This is a genomic window from Nitrosospira sp. Nsp13 (assembly GCF_900101945.1).
In the GTDB taxonomy this organism is placed as follows: domain Bacteria; phylum Pseudomonadota; class Gammaproteobacteria; order Burkholderiales; family Nitrosomonadaceae; genus Nitrosospira; species Nitrosospira multiformis_D.
Map to the genome: position 1 here is coordinate 18,563 of NZ_FMVD01000019.1, position 19,439 is coordinate 38,001.

At 55.8% G+C, this 19,439-nt stretch carries 16 protein-coding genes and 1 pseudogene; 10 read left to right on the forward strand and 7 right to left on the reverse strand.

Annotated features, from left to right (window positions below):
• Nucleotides 1-120 precede the first annotated feature (120 nt).
• The 4 genes from BLO43_RS15085 (at nt 121) to BLO43_RS15100 (ending at nt 4,309) form a co-directional block, all read left to right on the forward strand.
• Entirely contained in the window at nt 121-1,086 is a 966-nt protein-coding gene (locus BLO43_RS15085) for a tetratricopeptide repeat protein (protein ID WP_090907773.1), read from the forward strand.
• Between the two features lie 115 nt (nt 1,087-1,201).
• Nucleotides 1,202-1,768: a DNA-3-methyladenine glycosylase gene (locus BLO43_RS15090; RefSeq protein WP_090907774.1), complete on the forward strand. Its 567-nt coding sequence runs from the start codon at nt 1,202-1,204 to the stop codon at nt 1,766-1,768.
• A gap of 253 nt (nt 1,769-2,021) precedes the next feature.
• A complete protein-coding gene (locus tag BLO43_RS15095; protein ID WP_090907775.1) occupies nt 2,022-4,094 on the forward strand; it encodes a carbon starvation CstA family protein in 2,073 nt (690 codons plus the stop codon).
• Nucleotides 4,095-4,105: 11 nt separating this feature from the next.
• Nucleotides 4,106-4,309, forward strand: coding sequence for a YbdD/YjiX family protein (locus BLO43_RS15100; RefSeq protein WP_090907776.1), 204 nt, complete (start codon nt 4,106-4,108; stop codon nt 4,307-4,309).
• A 92-nt stretch (nt 4,310-4,401) separates the two neighbouring features.
• On the opposite strand, the gene BLO43_RS15105 is transcribed toward BLO43_RS15100, so the two are convergent.
• The 7 genes from BLO43_RS15105 to BLO43_RS15135 form a co-directional block, all read right to left on the reverse strand.
• Nucleotides 4,402-5,100 (reverse strand): pirin family protein, encoded by a 699-nt coding sequence (locus BLO43_RS15105; protein ID WP_090907777.1) that lies wholly within the window; start codon nt 5,098-5,100, stop codon nt 4,402-4,404.
• A 126-nt stretch (nt 5,101-5,226) separates the two neighbouring features.
• Nucleotides 5,227-6,876, reverse strand: coding sequence for an MFS transporter (locus tag BLO43_RS15110; protein WP_254773505.1), 1,650 nt, complete (start codon nt 6,874-6,876; stop codon nt 5,227-5,229).
• The gene (locus tag BLO43_RS15115; RefSeq protein WP_175443989.1) at nt 6,873-8,240 is read right to left on the reverse strand and encodes an alginate export family protein; all 1,368 of its coding nucleotides are present in this window, start codon (nt 8,238-8,240) and stop codon (nt 6,873-6,875) included. Before BLO43_RS15115 ends, BLO43_RS15110 begins: the two co-directional genes overlap by 4 nt.
• Nucleotides 8,241-8,304: 64 nt before the next feature.
• Nucleotides 8,305-10,176 (reverse strand): amidohydrolase, encoded by a 1,872-nt coding sequence (locus BLO43_RS15120; RefSeq protein ID WP_090907780.1) that lies wholly within the window; start codon nt 10,174-10,176, stop codon nt 8,305-8,307.
• Between the two features lie 198 nt (nt 10,177-10,374).
• The gene (gene ycaC / locus BLO43_RS15125) at nt 10,375-11,004 is read right to left on the reverse strand and encodes an isochorismate family cysteine hydrolase YcaC (RefSeq protein WP_074632951.1); all 630 of its coding nucleotides are present in this window, start codon (nt 11,002-11,004) and stop codon (nt 10,375-10,377) included.
• Nucleotides 11,005-11,090: 86 nt separating this feature from the next.
• Nucleotides 11,091-11,723 carry an isochorismatase family protein gene (locus tag BLO43_RS15130; protein WP_090907781.1) on the reverse strand — a complete coding sequence of 211 codons (633 nt, stop codon included), beginning with the start codon at nt 11,721-11,723 and terminating at the stop codon, nt 11,091-11,093.
• Nucleotides 11,724-11,798: 75 nt separating this feature from the next.
• Nucleotides 11,799-12,662, reverse strand: coding sequence for a pirin family protein (locus BLO43_RS15135; RefSeq protein WP_217628088.1), 864 nt, complete (start codon nt 12,660-12,662; stop codon nt 11,799-11,801).
• A gap of 222 nt (nt 12,663-12,884) precedes the next feature.
• Here BLO43_RS15135 and BLO43_RS15140 point away from each other — a divergent pair, with 222 nt between their 5' ends.
• The 6 genes and pseudogenes from BLO43_RS15140 to BLO43_RS15165 form a co-directional block, all read left to right on the forward strand.
• Nucleotides 12,885-13,814: a LysR family transcriptional regulator gene (locus BLO43_RS15140; RefSeq protein WP_090907783.1), complete on the forward strand. Its 930-nt coding sequence runs from the start codon at nt 12,885-12,887 to the stop codon at nt 13,812-13,814.
• A 405-nt stretch (nt 13,815-14,219) separates the two neighbouring features.
• Nucleotides 14,220-14,936, forward strand: coding sequence for a carbonic anhydrase (locus tag BLO43_RS15145; protein WP_090907784.1), 717 nt, complete (start codon nt 14,220-14,222; stop codon nt 14,934-14,936).
• Nucleotides 14,937-15,019: 83 nt separating this feature from the next.
• Nucleotides 15,020-15,178, forward strand: a complete 159-nt coding sequence (locus BLO43_RS17300; protein WP_368086150.1) for a hypothetical protein — start codon at nt 15,020-15,022, stop codon at nt 15,176-15,178.
• Between the two features lie 485 nt (nt 15,179-15,663).
• Nucleotides 15,664-17,565 carry a pyruvate kinase gene (locus tag BLO43_RS15155; protein ID WP_090907785.1) on the forward strand — a complete coding sequence of 634 codons (1,902 nt, stop codon included), beginning with the start codon at nt 15,664-15,666 and terminating at the stop codon, nt 17,563-17,565.
• Nucleotides 17,566-18,170: 605 nt separating this feature from the next.
• Nucleotides 18,171-18,950 carry an XrtB/PEP-CTERM-associated transcriptional regulator EpsA gene (gene epsA, locus BLO43_RS15160; RefSeq protein WP_074632965.1) on the forward strand — a complete coding sequence of 260 codons (780 nt, stop codon included), beginning with the start codon at nt 18,171-18,173 and terminating at the stop codon, nt 18,948-18,950.
• Nucleotides 18,943-19,439: pseudogene (locus tag BLO43_RS15165) on the forward strand (undecaprenyl-phosphate glucose phosphotransferase); the annotation flags it as partial. The gene epsA and the pseudogene BLO43_RS15165, both read left to right, overlap by 8 nt.

The window sequence follows — 19,439 nt, forward strand, 5'->3', positions numbered from 1 at the left end:
CTCATGCCTTGCTGATCAGGCCCCGTGATCCGGCTCACCTGTAAGATATTACAGCTATCCATGCTTCCCGATCCCTAGTTAAATAGCCTTCCAAGTAAAATGATTTGCGTGGGAGGTAGAGTGAAGCCTGATAAGCGGGAGGACCATGCACGCTCTACTGTCGCGGCGAGAAAGGCGCTGCAGGCGGCGGAAGATGCATTTGGGCCGGATCATCCCAGAGTGGCCACCGGACAAAATAATCTGGCTGTACGATATTATGCTGAAGGAAAATATGCTGAAGCTGAAACGCTTCTCCAGGAAGCGTTGCGATTTTGGGAACGGACATATGGCGCGAATGATCTCGATATCGCCGCATGCCTGAATAATCTAGCGGAGGTGCGTCACGCCCAGGGACACCTGAGGGTGGCGGCAGCGCTTCTGGAACGGGCATTGGCGATTTGCGAAAAAACGCTGGGACCGGCTCATCCCGATATTGCCATGAGCCTGCACAATCTGGCGTCACTTTACTCTGATCAAGCGCAGTATGTGCAAGCCGAGCAGCTTCTCCAGCGTGCATTGGAGATTTCGGAAAAAACATCCGGTCCGAATCACCCTGATGTGGCGACCTGTCTGAATAATTTGGCGGAAGTGTACCGCATTCAGGGGCAGCATGAGACGGCGGCCGTGCTTCTCGCACGGGCATTGGCGATTGACGAGCAAAGCCTGGGGCCGGATCATCCCGATGTCGCCACGCATCTGAATAACCTGGCATTGCTGCATCTCGCCCAGAGACAGTATGCGGAGGCAGAGCCGCTCCTCCAGCGTGCGCTGGCCATTTCAAAAAAAACCCTGGGCCCAAGCCATCCTGACATGGCAACCAGCCTGCACAACCTTGCGGCGCTCTATCGCGGTCAAGAACAGTATGCTCAGGCCGAGCGGCTCTACAAACGCGCGCTGAAAATAAATGAAAAGAATTTTGGCCCGAATCACCCTGCTGTAGCCATAAGCCTGAAAAGCCTGGCGGCTCTATACCGTGAAAACGATCAGCCAAAAGCAGCAAAGCCGCTGGAAAAACGCGCATCGAAAATATGGGCGATACGCCGATAAATTCCTGGGTTCGGACCATTGCAGCGTAACTAGGGTCTGTTAACGCTCGCCCCAATCCGTAAGACGGACACACACAAATTTGGATTCCAGAAGCGCTCCATATAAAATTGCGCCCATGACCAAAATCTCCCAATTTATCGATTTTTCCGCCCCGTCCGTGGATGTGGCCCGATCCCTGATAGGCACGATCTTGCTTGTCGATGGAGTCGGAGGCCGGATTGTCGAGACGGAAGCCTATGATCACGAAGATCCTGCCTCGCACAGCTTTGGCGGCCCGACTAAACGTAACCGGGTGATGTTTGGTCCGCCCTGTCGAGCCTATATATATCGCTCATACGGAATCCACTGGTGCCTCAATTTCGTTTGCCGCGCGGATGGGCATGGTGCAGGCGTTTTAATCCGCGCGATCGAACCGCTTGCAGGGCTGGATATCATGCGTGCGCGGCGCGGGCTTGACCATCCACGCCTGCTTTGTTCCGGACCGGGACGTGTCTGCCAGGCACTCGGCATCACTGATGCGCATAGCGGCATGCGGATCGATACGTCGCCGTTCCAGCTCCTGCCTTTAGCGGAAGAAATTTCCGTCGTCACCGGTCCGCGCATTGGTATTTCGAAAGCGAAAGAGATGCCCTGGCGGTTCGGACTTTCCAGGTCTCCCTTCCTGAGCCGTCCATTCCGTTGAGACATTCAAATTCGCTGGGCCTGCCCCGGAATGGCTATTGCATCTCTTAAGTCTGACCTGACCCAATCTATTGTATTATTTTTTTACCGCACCCGCTTATCGCTAATTCCAGCGCAACCTGCCATATAAAAATGGAATTTCGCAGCTTCTCTTCCAAAGTAATAGAAAGAGGAGCTGTATTAAGATTACAGGCGGCAGGAATCTCAAATTATCAGCCGCATCACAATAATAATTTTCAGCCCAGGAGAAAGTAATGAATGCTCTAATCAATAAGCTCGGCTGGCTCGCATTCGCCGTCCTTGGCGCCTTCGCGTTCGCATTCATCGCATTGCATCACGGCGAGTCCATCGGTGCGATATGGATCGTGATCGCCACTGTCTGCGTCTATACGATTGCTTATCGCTTTTACAGCCAGTTCATTGCCCGGCGGGTGCTGAGGCTGGACGTCACCCGCATGACCCCCGCTTACAAATTCAATGACGGCCTGGATTATGTGCCGACCAACAGATATGTATTGTTCGGCCATCATTTTGCCGCCATTGCGGGCGCCGGACCGCTCGTCGGGCCGATACTGGCCGCGCAGATGGGCTACATGCCCGGCATGCTGTGGTTGTTGGCCGGCGTTGTGTTTGCCGGCGCGGTACAGGATTTTATCGTGCTGTTTGTTTCCACCCGGCGCGATGGCCGTTCGCTGGGCGATCTGATCAAGTCGGAACTCGGACAGATACCCGGCATGATCGCCCTGTTCGGCACATTCTTCATCATGCTGGTCCTGTTGGCGGTACTGGCGCTGATCGTGGTCAAGGCGCTGGCGGAATCGCCCTGGGGCACCTTCACTGTTGCCGCCACTATTCCAATTGCCTTGTTCATGGGGGTTTACGCACGCTTTATCCGGCCAGGTGCGATTGGCGAAGTCTCGCTGATCGGCTTTGTTTTGCTGATGCTGTCGATCGTCGCGGGGCAGTATGTACAGGAAATACCTTCGATGGCCGCCCTATTCACCCTCACAGGCGAGCAGCTCACCTGGATGCTGATTGCCTATGGCTTCATTGCGTCCGTGCTGCCGGTCTGGCTGTTGCTGGCGCCACGCGACTACCTGTCCACGTTCCTGAAGATCGGCACCATCGTCGGTCTGGCGATCGGTGTCATCTTCATTTCGCCGGAACTCAAGATGCCGGCATTTACACAATTTGTGGATGGCTCCGGCCCGGTCTGGTCGGGCAGTCTGTTTCCCTTCCTGTTCATTACCATCGCCTGCGGCGCGGTATCCGGCTTCCACTCGCTCATTTCCTCCGGCACCACGCCCAAGATGATCCGGAATGAAGGCGATGCCCGCTTCATCGGCTATGGAGCCATGCTGATGGAATCGTTTGTCGCCATCATGGCGCTGGTAGCCGCCTCCACCATCGAACCGGGCGTGTACTTCGCCATGAACAGCCCGGCCGCGATCATCGGCACCACGGCGGAATCGGCATCGCAGGCCATATCGCAATGGGGGTTTTATGTCACGCCCGAGATGATCACGCAGACCGCGCGGGATGTGGGAGAGCACACGATCATTTCCCGCACCGGCGGCGCGCCGACGCTGGCGGTGGGCATGGCGCAGATTCTGTCAGATGTCATTGGTGGCCGAGCCATGATGGCGTTCTGGTATCACTTCGCCATCCTGTTCGAAGCGCTTTTTATCCTGACGGCGGTCGATGCGGGCACGCGGGCCGGACGCTTCATGCTGCAGGATCTGCTCGGCACCTTCATTCCGTCGATGAAACGTACCGACTCGTTGATTGCCAGCTTGATCGCCACCGCGATCTGCGTCGCAGGGTGGGGCTATTTTCTGTATCAGGGTGTGGTCGATCCGCTGGGGGGAATCAACACCCTGTGGCCGCTGTTCGGTATCTCCAACCAGATGCTGGCCGGTATCGCGCTGATTCTCTGCACGTGTGTCCTGTTCAAGATGAAGCATGACCGTTACGCCTGGGTCACTATCGTACCCGCCACCTGGGTTCTGGTCTGCACGCTGACTGCCGCATGGCAGAAGATTTTCGACGTGAATCCGCGCATCGGCTTTCTGGCGCATGCCGGCAAATACAAAGAGGCACTCGCCGATGGTGTACTCCTGGCACCAGCCAAATCATTGGAACAGATGCGGCAAGTCATTTTTAACGATTATGTCAACGCGTCGCTGGCGGCCCTGTTCATGCTGGTACTGATCAGCATGCTGATATTTGGTATCCAGACAGTACTGCGTGCGCGCGGCACAGGCGGCCCTACCGCCAAAGAGGCGCCGTTTGAACTATTACCGATCGAAGCAACCCCCGGAACATGAGGTACCCATCCATGCCAAATAAAATTACCGGCATTACCAGGGCTGCGCGCTATCTCAGGCAGAGCATGCGGCTGATGGTAGGCGTGCCCGAGTACAGCACGTATGTCAATCACATGAAAATCACGCATCCCGATCAACCGGTCATGTCTTATCAGGAATTCTTCCGGGAGCGTCAAGAAGCACGGTATGGAGGAAAGGTCAGCCGATGTTGTTAGTGGCTGCCTGCACGATGGGGTATTTATAAGTGCGGAACCGCAGTGCAGGCTATTGGTGGCAAATTGACATGGCCTTCCGTGGGAGGCCATTTTCACAGCAGTTCGAAAACAAGCAGCTCGGCTTTCTCTCCCCCATCGAGAACAAGATGGCTTTCACCGGTAAGCCTTGCGGCGTCACCCGCATGCAGGGGGGTACCGTTGAGCGATACCCTGCCGCGGGCAACATGAACATAAACAAAGCGATCTGCGGCGATCGTCCGCTCGATCCTTTCACCGGCATCCACCAGCCCGGCGAACAATTTCGCGTTCGCATGAATTTTTACCGAGCCATCAGCACCATCCGGTGAAGCGATCAGACATAACGTGCCGCGTTTTTTTGCGTCGTCAAAATACTTTTCCTCATAGCCGGGCGGAATTCCCGTGACATTCGGCATAAACCAGATTTGCAGAAAATGCAGCTGCTCGCTCGAAGAAGCGTTGAATTCGCTGTGCTGCACACCCGTGCCCGCACTCATGCGCTGCACGCTTCCCGGACGTATGACGGAGCCGTTGCCCATACTGTCGTGGTGTGCGAGCGTCCCTTCCAGCACATAACTGATGATCTCCATATCGCGGTGACTATGCATGCCGAAACCCCGGCCCGGCTCGACCCGGTCTTCATTGATGACACGCAGCGCGCGAAACTGCATGTATTCCAGGTCGTGGTAATCCGCGAAAGAAAAGCTGTGCCAGGAATCCAGCCAACCGTGTTCGGCATGACCGCGCTCCCCGGCGCGACGTAACTCCATCATGAATGGCCTCCGCTAGGTGAATAAAGGGTGAGTAAAAAGTAAGTCAAGATGCAACGGCGCGGTGCGGCACACCGTTCACCGGGAAACAGGAAAAAACCCAACGGGAAGCAAGTGGCGCGTGCCGATTCACGGGCCGGCCCCCATCGAATTATAAGCGTTGGACGATGCCGGGACACCACCGACAAAATGGGAAACCCTGGGTGGCGTGCTGCCGATGTGAAAGCGGTGGATAGCTTCCTGAATGCGCTGGTCTTCTCGGGTCACGCGCGCATGCTGGCGCAAATGATCGAGCCAGGAATCAACCTGGAAGATCTCGACATAACGGCCAGGCATCGCAACATCCTCGAATATACCCCAGGCGAATGCGCCATCCCGGCGCCGGATGATACCCAGCGGCTGCATCGCATCCAGGAAGGCTTCCCGTTGACTCAATGCAACCTCATATTCAATCGTAACCAGCACGGGGCCGCGATCTTTGTCCGGCTCCTCCATCACGGATGGATGCGTCCAATGGTAAGACGGAGCCAGATCGGGCGTTTCCCGAGCGCCAAGGCTGAATCCGCGGACGGCCAGCGCCGCCAGCACAGCACCGGCGGCCGAAAGTAGCAGTGCGGCGGGAGTGCCAGCCTGCGCGGCAACCCAGCCCCACAGCAAACTCCCGAGTGTCATACCGGCGGAGAATATCATGATGTAAAGGGACAAGGCGCGACCACGAACCCAGGCCGGAACCGAGATCTGGGCGGCCACTTGCAGTGATGACAGGACGCTGAGCCATGCCGCGCCGCAAATCACCATGACGCCGTACAGCATGGCTTCGCTTCGGATCGTCGCGAGGCCCGCAGTGGTCAGCGCGTAGACGATGGTTGCAATAAGCACCTGGTGGTCGCGAGTGATATACATCCGCATGCGTGGCATGAAAACAGCAGCAGCTACCGCTCCGATACCGACAAAGGCGAGCAGCAATCCATAGGTTCCGGGGCCTCCCCCAAGCTCGCTGCGCGCGATCAGCGGAAGCAGCGCCCATGCGGAGGTTGCGAAGAGGATGAACGCTGTCGCCCGGATCAGCACCGCGCGGAAAAGCGATGCCATGCGCGCATAACGCAGGCCGGCCCGTAACGCTTGAAAAAATCGCTCGGGCGGCAGAGCCTGCTCATCCCGCTCGCGTTTCCAGTAACATAACATCGCCACCATGCCGAGGAACGAGATCATATTAAGGCTATAGGCGGCCCAAGCGCCAAGTTGCGCCAGCAGCAGGCCGCCGATGGCAGGGCCGACAGCGCGCGACAGATTCATTGACAACGCACCCAGCGCAACGGCTTGGGGCAGCATATTTCCGGGCGCGAGTTCGGCTGTGCTGGCACTCAATGCCGGCATCGCCATTGCTGCGCCTGAGCCCAAAGCAAAGGTGAGAATCAACAGACTCCAGGCGTCGAGCTGCCCGGTTGCGGCGAGAAAAGCCAGCGCCGCCGATGCAAGCGCCATCCATATCTGGGTCACAATAAGGTAGCGGCGGCGATCAACAATGTCGGTAAACGCACCCGCCGCCAGCGCGAACATCACGATCGGCAGCGAAGCTGCCGCCTGCACCAGGGACACCATCACCGGCGAGGGAGACAGGTCGGTCATCACCCAGCCGGAGGCGGTCCAATTGATCCAGCTACCAATGTTGGAACCGAGCGATGCAAGCCAGAAGACCCGGAACATCGGTAACCTGAGCGGCGCCCACGCGCCGGGGTGCGAGGCATTCGAGACGCTATCGTCGACAGGCTTGCTCACCAGCGGAATGCCAGGCTTGTCATGAGAAAGTCGACGCTTCTACCGCCGGCCTGCCTCAAGGCTTCCCCCGCGCTGAAATGGACCGCGGCGGCGCGAATTTCCCACTGAGGATGGACACGATAACTGCCTTCCAGCCTGATCTGGTCGCCGATATACCGGCCGGTTCCGATGGTTTCAGGTATTGCCACCAAGGGCGCGGGTGGCGTGTAAACCGCATCTTCTTTGTAATGTTTCCATAGGAAATCCCAGCCTAAAACGAATGTGAGCGAATGAGCAGGCTTGATCGTCAAGACCGGCTGCACATCCATGATATTACCTGGCGCCAGCAGTGCCGCCTCGCTGAAGTAGGTCGGATTGGGATAGAGCGCATTGATGGTACCAAGTTGCCTGTCGCCGGGATTTTTATCGCCGCTGGCAATATCCGCTTTTAGGCCGAGCCGCGGTGACCAGGGTAAATTGGCAAAGGTAAAACCGGTATCGGAGGCAACCGTCCAGGCACGGATGGTCTGATCGCCGACATGGCCGGTCTGGAATACGGCTTCCATGTTCCAGTCCCAGCCCTTTGCGGAACCAAAAAGCCGCGTGCCGAAAGAATGCCTGTTTTCCCGCCCCTGCGCCGCTGCAAATTGTCCCTGATCTCTTTCGTAGCCAAGCCAGTAAAGATCGATCTTGAGGGGAGCCATACTCTCCGGAACAAGTGTGGCATACAAACCGTAGAGTGCTTGCGACTTATTGGCATTGTCATCAAAGGCACCCGGCCTATTGAGAACCGGACGAAAGGCGAAGCCGTCGATGCGATGCGATCCCTGTCTCCAACTGGCGCGTACACCGTCGAACGCAAGGCGAATATTGGGACCCTCCCGCACCGCGATCAGACGCGAGGTGCCGAGCGTCATTTCCTGTCGACCAACCCGGAGAGAAAACATATCGCCATTCCATGCCAGGAAGCCCTGCTGCAGGTCGAGGTTGCTTTGATCGGAGCTGACAGGTCCACCTCGGCGCCCGGCTTCGTCATATGCCCCGAACTGCACAAACATCTGGGCATGCTTACCGACACGTAGATCACCATGCGCCAAGCCTCGAAACAGCGTGTAGCCGTCACCGCCGGCGCTCCCCATGGCGCTGCCGATACCGAAATCAACCGGACGGTAACTTTGGGCACGCACCCGCGCGTCGGCACCAAATGTCAGCGTGGCAGTCTCGCCGATGCGCCAGCATTTCGGTGCGATTTTATTACAGCTGGCTCCCCAATCCTCTTCGAAACGCAGCGGCAGATATTCGGATGCGACCGCTGGCAATGGTATGGCGAGCACCACAACGGTAAGCAGGCTGACCTTGCAGTTTTTTGCCGTCTGCTGACGCATGGAGATCTGCCTTTCGCAAATAACGGTTTGCCGGTTTGCCGGGCAAGAGAAGCCCGGTACACGCTCACACCGCCCAGCACGAACAGCCGAGAACACCCCAGAAGCCGCGCTGGTCACCGGCATCCACAGCACCCTGATACGCGCGTCCATGGGCATGCCCGTGAACAGAGCAACCAGTTCCGCAACCACAGGCTGCCTGAGCGAGCCGGTGCATGGCAGGCGCGTTTGCCGCGGGTTTGAAGTAGCCCCCGAAGTGATTCACTGGCGACCAGTCCGGCATGGCCGGGACCAGGGGCGGGGCAAGCTTGTTGAATTCGTCGTCGCCGTGGGCGATACGCCCGCCAACAATCGTCAGCACCGAAACAAGATTTCGAATTTCGTCTTCCGGAATCTTGAAATAGTCGGCGGACAGCACAGCAAGGTCGGCGTATTGTCCGGGCTTGATCTGACCTTTGACGCCTTCTTCGTTAGAGAACCAGGTATTCGCCTGGGTGTACAGGCGTAGCGCCATCTCGCGATCCACCAGATTTTCCGCCGGATACAGCGAAAGACCGCCCAGGGTCTTGCCGGTAGTAAGCCAGTAGAGTGCATTCCATGGGTCATAGCTGGCCACGCGAGTGGCATCGGTACCTGCGCCAACGTTCACGCCCATTTCCAGCATGCGCTTATAAGGGGGGGTGCGCTCCGCAGCCTTGCTGCCGTAGCGTTGCACGAAATACTCGCCCTGATAGGCCATCCGGTGCTGAATGGCGATTCCGCCGCCAAGTTTGGCGATACGTTCCAGGTTGACGTCGGTCACGGTTTCGGCATGATCGAAAAACCAGTGTATGCCATCGAAGGGAATGTCCCGGTTCACCTTCTCGAATACGTCCAGTGCACGCGAGATGGTCTCGTTATAGGTCGCATGCAGGCGAAACGGCGAGTGATTGCTGGCAAGGATGCGCACCACGGCTTCCAGGTCGTTCTCCATGTTCGGCGCCATATCCGGGCGTGGCATGCGGAAATCCTCGAAATCTGCCGCGGAAAATACCAGCATCTCACCGGCACCATTATGCCGGTAGTAGCCGTCTCCTTCGCCCGGCTTCAGCATCTTTGTCCATTTCGAGAAATCTGAAACCTCTTCTCCCGCTTTCTGCGTAAACAAGTTGTAGGCAATGCGCACGGTCAGCTCGCCAGCCTTGTGCAAATCCTCGATAACCTTGTAGTCATCCGGATATTTCTGAAAACCGCCGCCAGCATCGATCACGCCGGTTATACCCAGGCGGTTCATCTCACGCATGAAGTGGCGCGTGGAATTGAGCTGATACTCGTAAGGCAGCTTGGGGCCTCTGGCCAGTGCCGCATACAGAATCAGCGCATTCGGTTCCGCCAGCAGCAGGCCCGTCGGTTCTCCGTTGGCATCCTTGGCAATCAGTCCACCCGGCGGGTTGGGGGTGTTACGGTCGTAGCCGCAGGCGCGTAGTGCTGCGCGGTTAAGCAGTGCACGGTCGTAGAGATGCAAGATGAAAACCGGCGTATCCGGTGCGACCGAGTTGATTTCGTCGAGCGTCGGCAATCGTTTTTCGGCGAATTGCATCTCAGTAAAGCCACCGACGATACGCACCCATTGCGGCGCAGGCGTGCGCGCCACCTGTTCCTTCAGGCGACGCATCGCATCAGCCAGCGAAGGGATGCCGTCCCAGCGCAATTCCATGTTGTAATTGAGCCCACCGCGAATGAAGTGCAGATGCGAATCCGTCAGGCCGGGAATGACGCGGCGGTGATTGAGATCCACCACCTGCGTGTTGCTGTCAGCGAAGCGCATCACCTCGCCGTCATCCCCCACGGCAATGAAACGGCCGTCGGAAATCGCGACAGCCGCCGCTTGCGGATTCTGGCGATCCAGGGTCGTGAATTGGCCGTTGCGAAGGATCAGTTGGGCTTTAGGACTGTTCATCGTTGGCTCTCCTGGGGTGGCTAACCCACCCGTTCTTGAAAGTAATAAAGACACGCCGGCGGCCTGCAAAATACGGCGGCGGCGTAAATCGGGGGCGGGCTTACCCATGGATCGTCACCGGCGTGGGTCTAGGCATCCATTCACCAGAGAAGTCACGATCATCAGGCAAAATCTATCCGCCGCCCACTCCGTGCCGCCTTACTTCTTGGTGATGGCGAAGTAACTCGTCATCAGATTCCGATAATTCGGAAGATAATTCGAGAACAGGGCACCCAGTCCTTCGATATCGTTGCGCCAGTCGCGATGCAGTTCGCAAGCCACACCGAACCAGCTCATCATCTGCACGCCTGCCGCCTGCATTCGCATCCAGGCAGCGTCGCGGGTCACTTCGTTGAAAGTGCCGGAAGCATCGGAAACCACGAACACCTCGTAGCCTGCCTCGATGGCGGACAACGCCGGAAAAGCCACACAGACTTCAGTCACCACCCCGGCGATAATGAGCTGCTTGCGGCCGGTCTTTTTGATTGCATTGACGAAATCTTCATTGTCCCAGGCATTGATGTTGCCGGGACGCGCGATGTAAGGCGCATCAGGAAACATTTCCTTGAGTTCCGGCACCAGCGGCCCGTTCGGGCCCTCCTCGAAACTTGTTGTCAGGATGGTCGGCAGCTTGAAATACTTGCCACAGGCTGCCAGGGCGAGCACATTGTTCTTGAACTCGTTAGGTGAAAAGTCCTGCACCAGCGAGATCAGGCCCGCCTGATGGTCAACCATCAGGATAGCGGCGTCATCCTTGGAAAGTCGGTTGTATTTGAAGGATTTGTCCATTTTCATGCTCCTTGTAAGTTATTGATTGGATTATGGTTTTATAAACAATAATTGCAACACGCTTTAAGCCACAAACGAAGCCAGACTCACGTCTTCGCCTTCTGCACCGCCTGCGCCTTGTCGTAACTCTCGATCAGCAGCCGATAATGGGGCATGTTGAAGTCGGCGTAAATATCGGCGAACGCCATCGCCTCCGGTCGATTCCAGGTTTGTTGCAGCTCCGAGATAACCGCGAGTGTATCGATCGGAATCACACCGGCTTGCACGATGCGGGCGATGGTCAGATCGGTACCCATCACGCTTGAGTTGCCCGAGGCATCCACCACGGCATAGACCTTGTAACCAGCGGCCACCGCGCTGATGGAGGGAAAAGCCATGCACACGCTGGTGAGCGTGCCGGCCAGAATCAGCGTTTTGCGGCCGGTCGCTTCGACAGCTTTGACGAAATCAGCACTATCCCAGACATTGATCTCACCGCGACGCCCCACATATTGAGCATGTGGGGCCGCTTGATGAATTTCGGGAATGAGCGGGCCGTTCGGGCCGTCCGGCACCGAAGCCGAAGTAATGACCGGAATCTTGAGCAGCGTAGCGACTTTGGCAAGTGCAATCGCGTTACGGCGCAGATCCGGTACTGGGATGTCCTTGACCAGCTGAAACAGACCACTCTGGTGGTCGATGAGAAGCATGAGGGTTTCTTCGGGTTTGATGTGGCTCATACTGTCCTCCTTGGGTTTAGTTTCGTAAAAAAGTCTTGCGTCAGCAACAAAACTCATCGGTTAGGGACAAATGTTTCACTTCATATACCCCATTTTGCCGCTCTGGTAATCCACCATCGCCTGGCGAATCTCCTCGGCGCTGTTCATGACGAAAGGACCGCTCCCGACGATCGGCTCGTCAATCGGTTCACCGCAGAGCAGCAATGCTGTCGTATCCTGGGCACTATCGATACAGAGCTGATCACCTTCCCGCTCAAACAGGGCAATTTCCGCCGGCCCGATTGTTTCAGCGCCACCGACCCTCACCGAGCCTTTGAGCACCGCCAGTATCGTGGTGTAGCCGTCGGGTACGGGAAGACAAATCTGCCGCTCGCTCGCCAGGCGGAGATCCCATACATGGATCGGTGTGAAAGTGCGGGCTGGCCCCTTGATTCCATCGAACTGGCCGGCAATGACGCGCACACTGCCCTGACCATGAGGAAGACTCAAAACGGGAATCTGGCTATTCAGGATGCTTTGGTAATGCGGCGGTGACATTTTGTCCTTGGCGGGCAGGTTGACCCACAGCTGTACCATTTCAAACATCCCGCCGCGGCGCGCAAACTCGTGGCCATGAAACTCTTCGTGAACAAGACCGGATGCGGCAGTCATCCATTGCACATCGCCCGGACCAATGCCGCCGCCGCCACCAGAACTGTCACGATGCTCCACCTCACCGCTATAAACAATGGTCACCGTCTCAAAACCGCGATGCGGATGTTCGCCCACACCGAGGCGTTTTTCAGTTGGCGGAAATTCCATGGGACCGGCATAGTCGAAGAGCAGGAAAGGGCTGATCGCCGGTCCCAGGTTCGAATAGCCAAGAAGTGTGCGCACGGGAAACCCGTCGCCGACCCAATGGCGTTCTGTACTACGTTGGATACGACGCAGCTTCTTGATTGATAGTTCAGGTTTTATTGCCGACATTAGCTATCTCCTCTCGAATTTTTTAACGCGCCGGCGGCAAGATACCGGATGGCAAACTTGCCAAGTCCGGGTAGCGGTTTGGTCCATTAATTTCATCATGTGCTTTAATATAGTCTATTAAAGGTTAGCGTACTCTTCTCCGGATGGGTGCGGAATCGGTCTTTCTTCGAAATTAGCGTTCGGAAAAACAGAACAATGCAAATTCGACTTGATGATATTCTGGCCTTTCTGCAAGCGATGGAAACCGGGAGCATCAGTGCCGCGGCCCAGCGCATGGGCTTGTCAAAGTCTGTCATCAGCAAACGCATTACCGATCTGGAGGTTGTGTTGAAGGTCGAGCTGCTGCATCGCTCGACGCGCGGAGTGGTCCCGACGGACAGGGGGGCCGCGTTCTATCAGCGTGCACGCTCAATTATGCAGCAGCTTGACCAGGCGGCGGAAGAACTCATCGAGCAGGATGGCGAGTTGTGCGGATCGTTGCGGATTGCCGCCCCCATGACCTTTGGAACCACCTACCTTGGGCCGATCCTGTTCGCTTTCATGAGCCGCCACCCGCGCTTGGGACTTGCGCTGGATCTTGATGACCGGATTACCGACTTGCCCGGCGAAGGCTACGATCTGGGAGTTCGTATCGGGCGGCTGCATGACTCGTCGCTTGCGGCCCGCAAGCTGGCGGTGAGCCGTCGCGTGGTGTGTTGCAGTCCTGCCTATGCCCAACGTGCTGGTCTGCCGGCAATGATCGAGGAATTGGCGGGCCATGCATGCATCGGTTACGCCAATGTGTCGGCCAGTCACATCTGGCAGTTCGAGCCAGCAGAGGCTGGGGGTATGCCCCGCTCACTGGTGGTACGTAGCCGGATCGTCGCCAATAACGGTGAATCGATACGGGATGCGGCTATCGCGGGGCTTGGTATTTCCATTCTTCCGGTCTTCATCGTCGCCAAAGCGCTGGCGAGCGGTCAACTTATCAACGCTCTGCCGGATGCATGCCCGGTTGCAGACACGATCTACGCGGTCTATCCGCGAAACCGCCATCTTCCGACGAAGGTTCGTACCGTCATTGATCACCTGGTTGCGGTATTCGAGGGAGATCCTCCATGGGAGCGAGAATTAAACTCGACATAAATTTTTCCATTACTGCTGCGTGAGACGCTCTATAGAGGTCACCTCAGGTATCTATACCTGTACCAGGCTGCACTCAGTACATTTATGCCATGCGGCATTCGCAAATAGCCTATTTTTCAGATTCTCAACACAATAGAAAGACGCCATGATAAAAATCATCGGGATTACCCAAAATGCCTGGCTACCCGTGCTGCGTACATTAGGCACGCGCCCGTGGTTCGGGGGACGCTGCTGGTATCATGAGCGCAGCACGTCTTCAACGAATCCGGCGAAATGGTAGATGAAGCAGCGTGTAAGCAGCTTCGGGATTTTCTTGTCGGGTTTATCGAGTTCGTTCAAACCAGTAGAAAACTGCAAAGCTGAAATAATGGGTTCTCATCCGAAATCTTTCCAAGGCGAATCATTATGATGACTCCGAATATGAAGCGAAGGCAATGCCTGATTGGCGCCTGCGGTTTAGGTCTGGGAATGGCCTTGGGCGCCGCGGCCGAAGCCCCTCCACCAGGATCAATCGACACGGAGCCTTATCCGCGTGACGCGAGTGAGGCACTGGCACGATTGAAGAAAGGAAACCAGCGTTTCATGGATGATAAACCGCTTCATGATCGCCAGAAGTCGTCCTGGCGCAGCCTTCTCGTCGAGACCCAAAAACCATTCGCCACCGTTCTGGGTTGTAGCGATTCGCGCGTGCCGCCTGAACTCATCTTCGATGTTGGATTTGGCGAGCTCTTCACGATTCGGCTAGCCGGCAATATTATCGCGCGAGATGTGATCGGCTCCTTGCAATATGCCGTGCGTCATCTACATACCTCGCTGGTGGTTGTGCTGGGGCATGAAAGTTGCGGTGCCGTCACTGCCACCGTGGACGAGATGCTCCATAAGCCCACGGAACCGGAATATATCGGGGCGCTAATCCAATTGATCAAGCCTGGACTAGGAGAACTCGATTTGAAGCTGGGTCGGGACACACTGCTGCGCGCCGCCGTGGAAGCGAACGTCCGCTGGTCCATGCGGCAACTCGCCACGCTTCCGGAGGGGGAACGAGCGCTCCGGGAAGGACGCGTGACCATGGTGGGAGGCGTTTATGAGTTGGCGACGGGGCACGTTCGTTTTCTAAATTAGATCCATATATTATCTCATCCATTTTTGGTATTTCCATTCTTCCGGTCTTCATCATCGCCAAAGCGCTGGCGAATGGTCAACTTATCAATACTCTGCCGAATGCATGCCCGGTTGCAGATACGATCCATGCGGTCGATCCGCGAAACCGCCATCTTCCGACAAAGGTCCGTGCCGTCATTGATCACCTGATTGCGGTGTTCGAGGGTGAGCCCCCTTGGGAACGAGAATTGAACTCGGCATAAATTTTTCTTATTATCACCGGTAAGAAGCCGCTCATTAAACCAGAATTCGGCGATTAGACAGGGTGAATCCGCTTCAGAGCGAGATATTCCGCGCAAGAAGCGTGAGCCTGAGACTATCGGTAAACGTGGAAGAAAAAAAAGTTGGCTGGCTTGCCCTGAATGAGGCTGGCTGGCTGAAAGGCCATTGGGTAGGAGAACCCAGTGGCAACGGATAAACTTACGTGAGCGTTGGAATCTCAACACCGCCATTCGGATGGGCTTCCGGACAAGCTTCCAATTGGCGATTGTTGATTTTCATGAAATCTGCACTATGCTGGCAACAGGCAAACTCCATTTACTTGCCATTATTACAGGATTTCTCTAATCAATAATGATAATGATTCTTATTATAATTATTAATCGAGAAAAAGCAAGGCTTTTCTGCAATTTCTGTCACATGGACGTAACAATATCGTGTCAACGTTCCAATAACTATGACAATGAGCATGAACTCGCCGCGTAAAGACAATAAAATCTTGCCATCCGGATATGGCAAAAAGGATCCAAAAGATCCGTATACTGACTTATTGCGGGAACTGGCCGCGCTGCATCAGGATTTGACAGCAATGGAAAGCGAATCCGCCGGAATGTTACAGAAGGTGGATGCGCGCCATCGGGCCAGTGCGATCAATCTGATTCATTATTTGGGCTTGCGGCGGCGCGATGTGCGTCCTTTGCAGGAAAAGCTCGCGGCGGCTGGACTCTCATCCATGGGGCGAGCGGAGTCGCATGTCTTGAGCAACCTGGATGCCATCATTATTCTGTTGCGGCGCGCGATGGGCGAGCAGACGCTGCAATCCCCCCCTTCTCCCGGCGATCCCGCGGCGGCGGGTCCCGCGCTGCTCGAAACCAACGCCAATAATCTGCTTGGCAAACCTCCGCCACAGAGGCGCGTACGTATTTTGGTCACGTTGCCGGGCGATGTCGCGGACAACTATGCATTGATCAAAGATATGCTGCTGCAAGGTATGGACTGTGCCCGGATCAATTGCGCGCATGATGATGCTGCCGTCTGGGCGCGCATGATCAAACAAATCAAACGCGCTCGACGCGAAACAGGACGCCACTGCCGCATCCTGATGGATCTGGGCGGCCCGAAAATACGTACCGGAGAAATTTCACCCGGCCCTGCGGTGCTAAGATGGCAGCCGAAACGCGACGCGTACGGCAAAGTGACAGAACCCGCCCGCATTTGGATATATCCGGAGGAGGAAGCCTCTTCCTGCCCCGTGCATGCCCATGTCTGTTTTTCCGTCAAGGGGGACTGGCTGGCGCAGGCAACGGCACGCGACAGGATCGAATTCACCGATGCTCGCGGCGCATTGCGCAACCTGCAATTGGTCGGACAGGCCGGAAACGGTTACTGGGCGGAATCCACACAGACTGCATACATTAAGCCCGGCCTGAAACTTTACTTGTTGCGAGTACCTTCCTCCGGACATCCGCGCGGAACGGGTTATGCCGGTGAGATAGGCATGCTGCCCCAGGCACCCGCAACAATCCGGCTGTATAGAGGCGACAGCCTGATCATAACGCGCGACCCGGTCCCCGGCCTTTCCGCCCGGTTCGACGAAAGCGGCCAACTGTTGCGCGCGGCCAGCATTGCCTGTTCATTACCGGAGATCTTTGCGGCCGTTAACCCCGGTGAACGCATCCTGATCGACGATGGCCGCATCGGCGGCGTAATCCGCAGTGTCACTGCCGGCGAAATCCTGGTTGAAATCACCCAGGCGCGCGACGGTGGAGAAAAACTGCTCGCCGACAAGGGTATCAACCTGCCGGATAGCCAGCTTGATCTGATTGGTCTGACGGCCCAGGACATCATCGATCTGGAATTCATTGCACATCAGGCGGATATGGTTGGGCTTTCCTTTGTACGGCGGCCCGCGGATATCACATTGTTGCAGCAGCATCTGAAACGTCTTGATGCCGACAAGCTGGGGATCGTGATCAAGATCGAAACACGCGCCGCTTTCGAACAATTGCCGGAACTGATGTTTACCCTGCTAAGCTCCCCGGTGGTGGGAGTCATGATCGCGCGTGGCGATCTGGCAGTGGAATGCGGCTATGAACGACTGGCGGAATTGCAGGAAGAAATTTTATGGTTGGCCGAGGCGGCGCATCTTCCGGTAATCTGGGCCACTCAGGTACTGGAAGGATTGGCCAAAACCGGCAAACCCAGCCGTGCCGAAGTCACTGACGCAGCCATGGGGGAGCGTGCCGAGTGCGTGATGCTCAACAAGGGCCCGCACATTATCGAGGCGATCCAGATGCTGGACAATATTCTGCAACGCATGCAGGCGCACCAGTGGAAAAAGCGGTCGCTGTTGCGGAGACTGCATTGGTAACAGAATAGCGGTAAATAGCCATGCGAGATTAAAACCGGCTACGGTTATCCAAAATTAACTCTCTGCCATCGGCATCCCCAGAATTTTTCCGTGTGATCACCAGTGTATTTGCAAAAAAGCTTGCTTTCCACTTATTATTAAATATAATAAGAATCATTATCATTATTGATTACAGAGATTTATTGATAAGCTATTGAATCAGACCGCCGTATTCCACCAGGTTGGACCAATGCTATGTATCTATGTATATACGCGAGGCGCGCGAGGCGAATAATTTCGGTTGTTTTCATAGTTCCACATATCTTGTCACATAACTTTGACTGGAACGTAATCAGATTGTCATTTCTTTTCCCTATGCTTACCTCTATCAGACATGCACCTTGTGATCAAGGAAGGATAAAGGATAGCCCACCACATGGAATCGCCAATGTGAGACCCGCCATATGGTGACGCCCGAAGATTGCACTGGTTCAGATCAGTTGGTTCGCTAATTCCAATTTATGATTTGAATATGACTAATAAATCAATACGGGCACGGTGTTGCAATGTAATCTAATCAATAACCTGTTCTCTTGATATAACCAACCAGGAACAATTCGCCGGCCATGAGTCTTTTCTCTTCACTCTCTCCTGACCATCTTCAGCGTTACGCCCGCATCATCCAGGAAGGGATCGCGGTACGCAGTCATTTCGACCTTTTGAAATGGCTGCAAGGCGAGATGCAGCATTACCTGCCTCATGAAATCATGCTTGCCGCCTGGGGTGATTTTGAATCCAATTTAATTCGGCACGACATTGTTTCCACACTGCCTGGAGTCAGGACCGATCATTTGAACCCGGCACGTTTTTCTCCACTACTGGGGGATTTCCATAATCGCTGGATTGAACGGGGCAAGACTCCGTATACGCTGGATATTGGCGCGTCAGGCATTCTGTTTGAAAGCTGGAGACTACGGTGCTCCCTTGGCAGAGCATTGCAAGGCATGCGTTCTTCCCTGCTGCACGGCATCAGTGACAGGCGCGGGCATCATGATTGCCTTTACATTATTTTCAGTTCGCAAGACAAACTCGATAGCTCCAAGCTCAGCGCAATGGAAATCCTGCTGCCTTATCTCGATACCGCATTGCGCAGCGTGGCGCCTCTACCGCACCATCCACCGCTGCTGGCGGATTCTCCGGAAAGCGAAGATCATGGATTGAGCGAGCGTGAAAGCGAAATAATGAACTGGGTCAAGATGGGCAAAACCAATGGCGAAATTGGCAGCATCCTCTCCATCAGCGCCTTCACCGTAAAAAACCACATGCAGCGCATCTTCAAGAAACTTGATGTTTATAACCGGATGCAAGCCGTTTCCAAAATAGAGCGCAGCCTCAGCCATGGCTGAAGCCAACCCGACATTTTCTGCTTCTACGGTTTCCACCCATGCCAAGGGACCGCTTGGCAACAACATGCTGAGCACTGTCGAGGCCATTCTCGACCCTGCGGCATTGATACTTTCACTCTGGCTGGTGAGCACCAGCATTGAAGGAGGGGTGCCGCCTCCCTATATGATTCTCGCATTGATCGTGTTCTCGATCACCTTTCCCGGTACTTCGCGCCTGCAATCTTCTGTTATGGGGCTGGTCATCGACACTCTCTACAGCTGGTTCTGGGTAGTATTACTGTTGCTTTTCCTGGGCGTTGCCACCGGCTATATGGATGAATTCTCCAGCGAGGCGCTGATCACGTGGCTCTGGGTGGCGCCACTGAGCCAGATCGGCACTCATCTGGCGCTGCGTGCCAGCGCGCCCTTTCTGCTGATGCTGCAAGGGCCGCCGCAGCGCGCCATCATCGTCGGCATGAACGATCAGGGCGCCGCGCTGGCCAGCCGTAT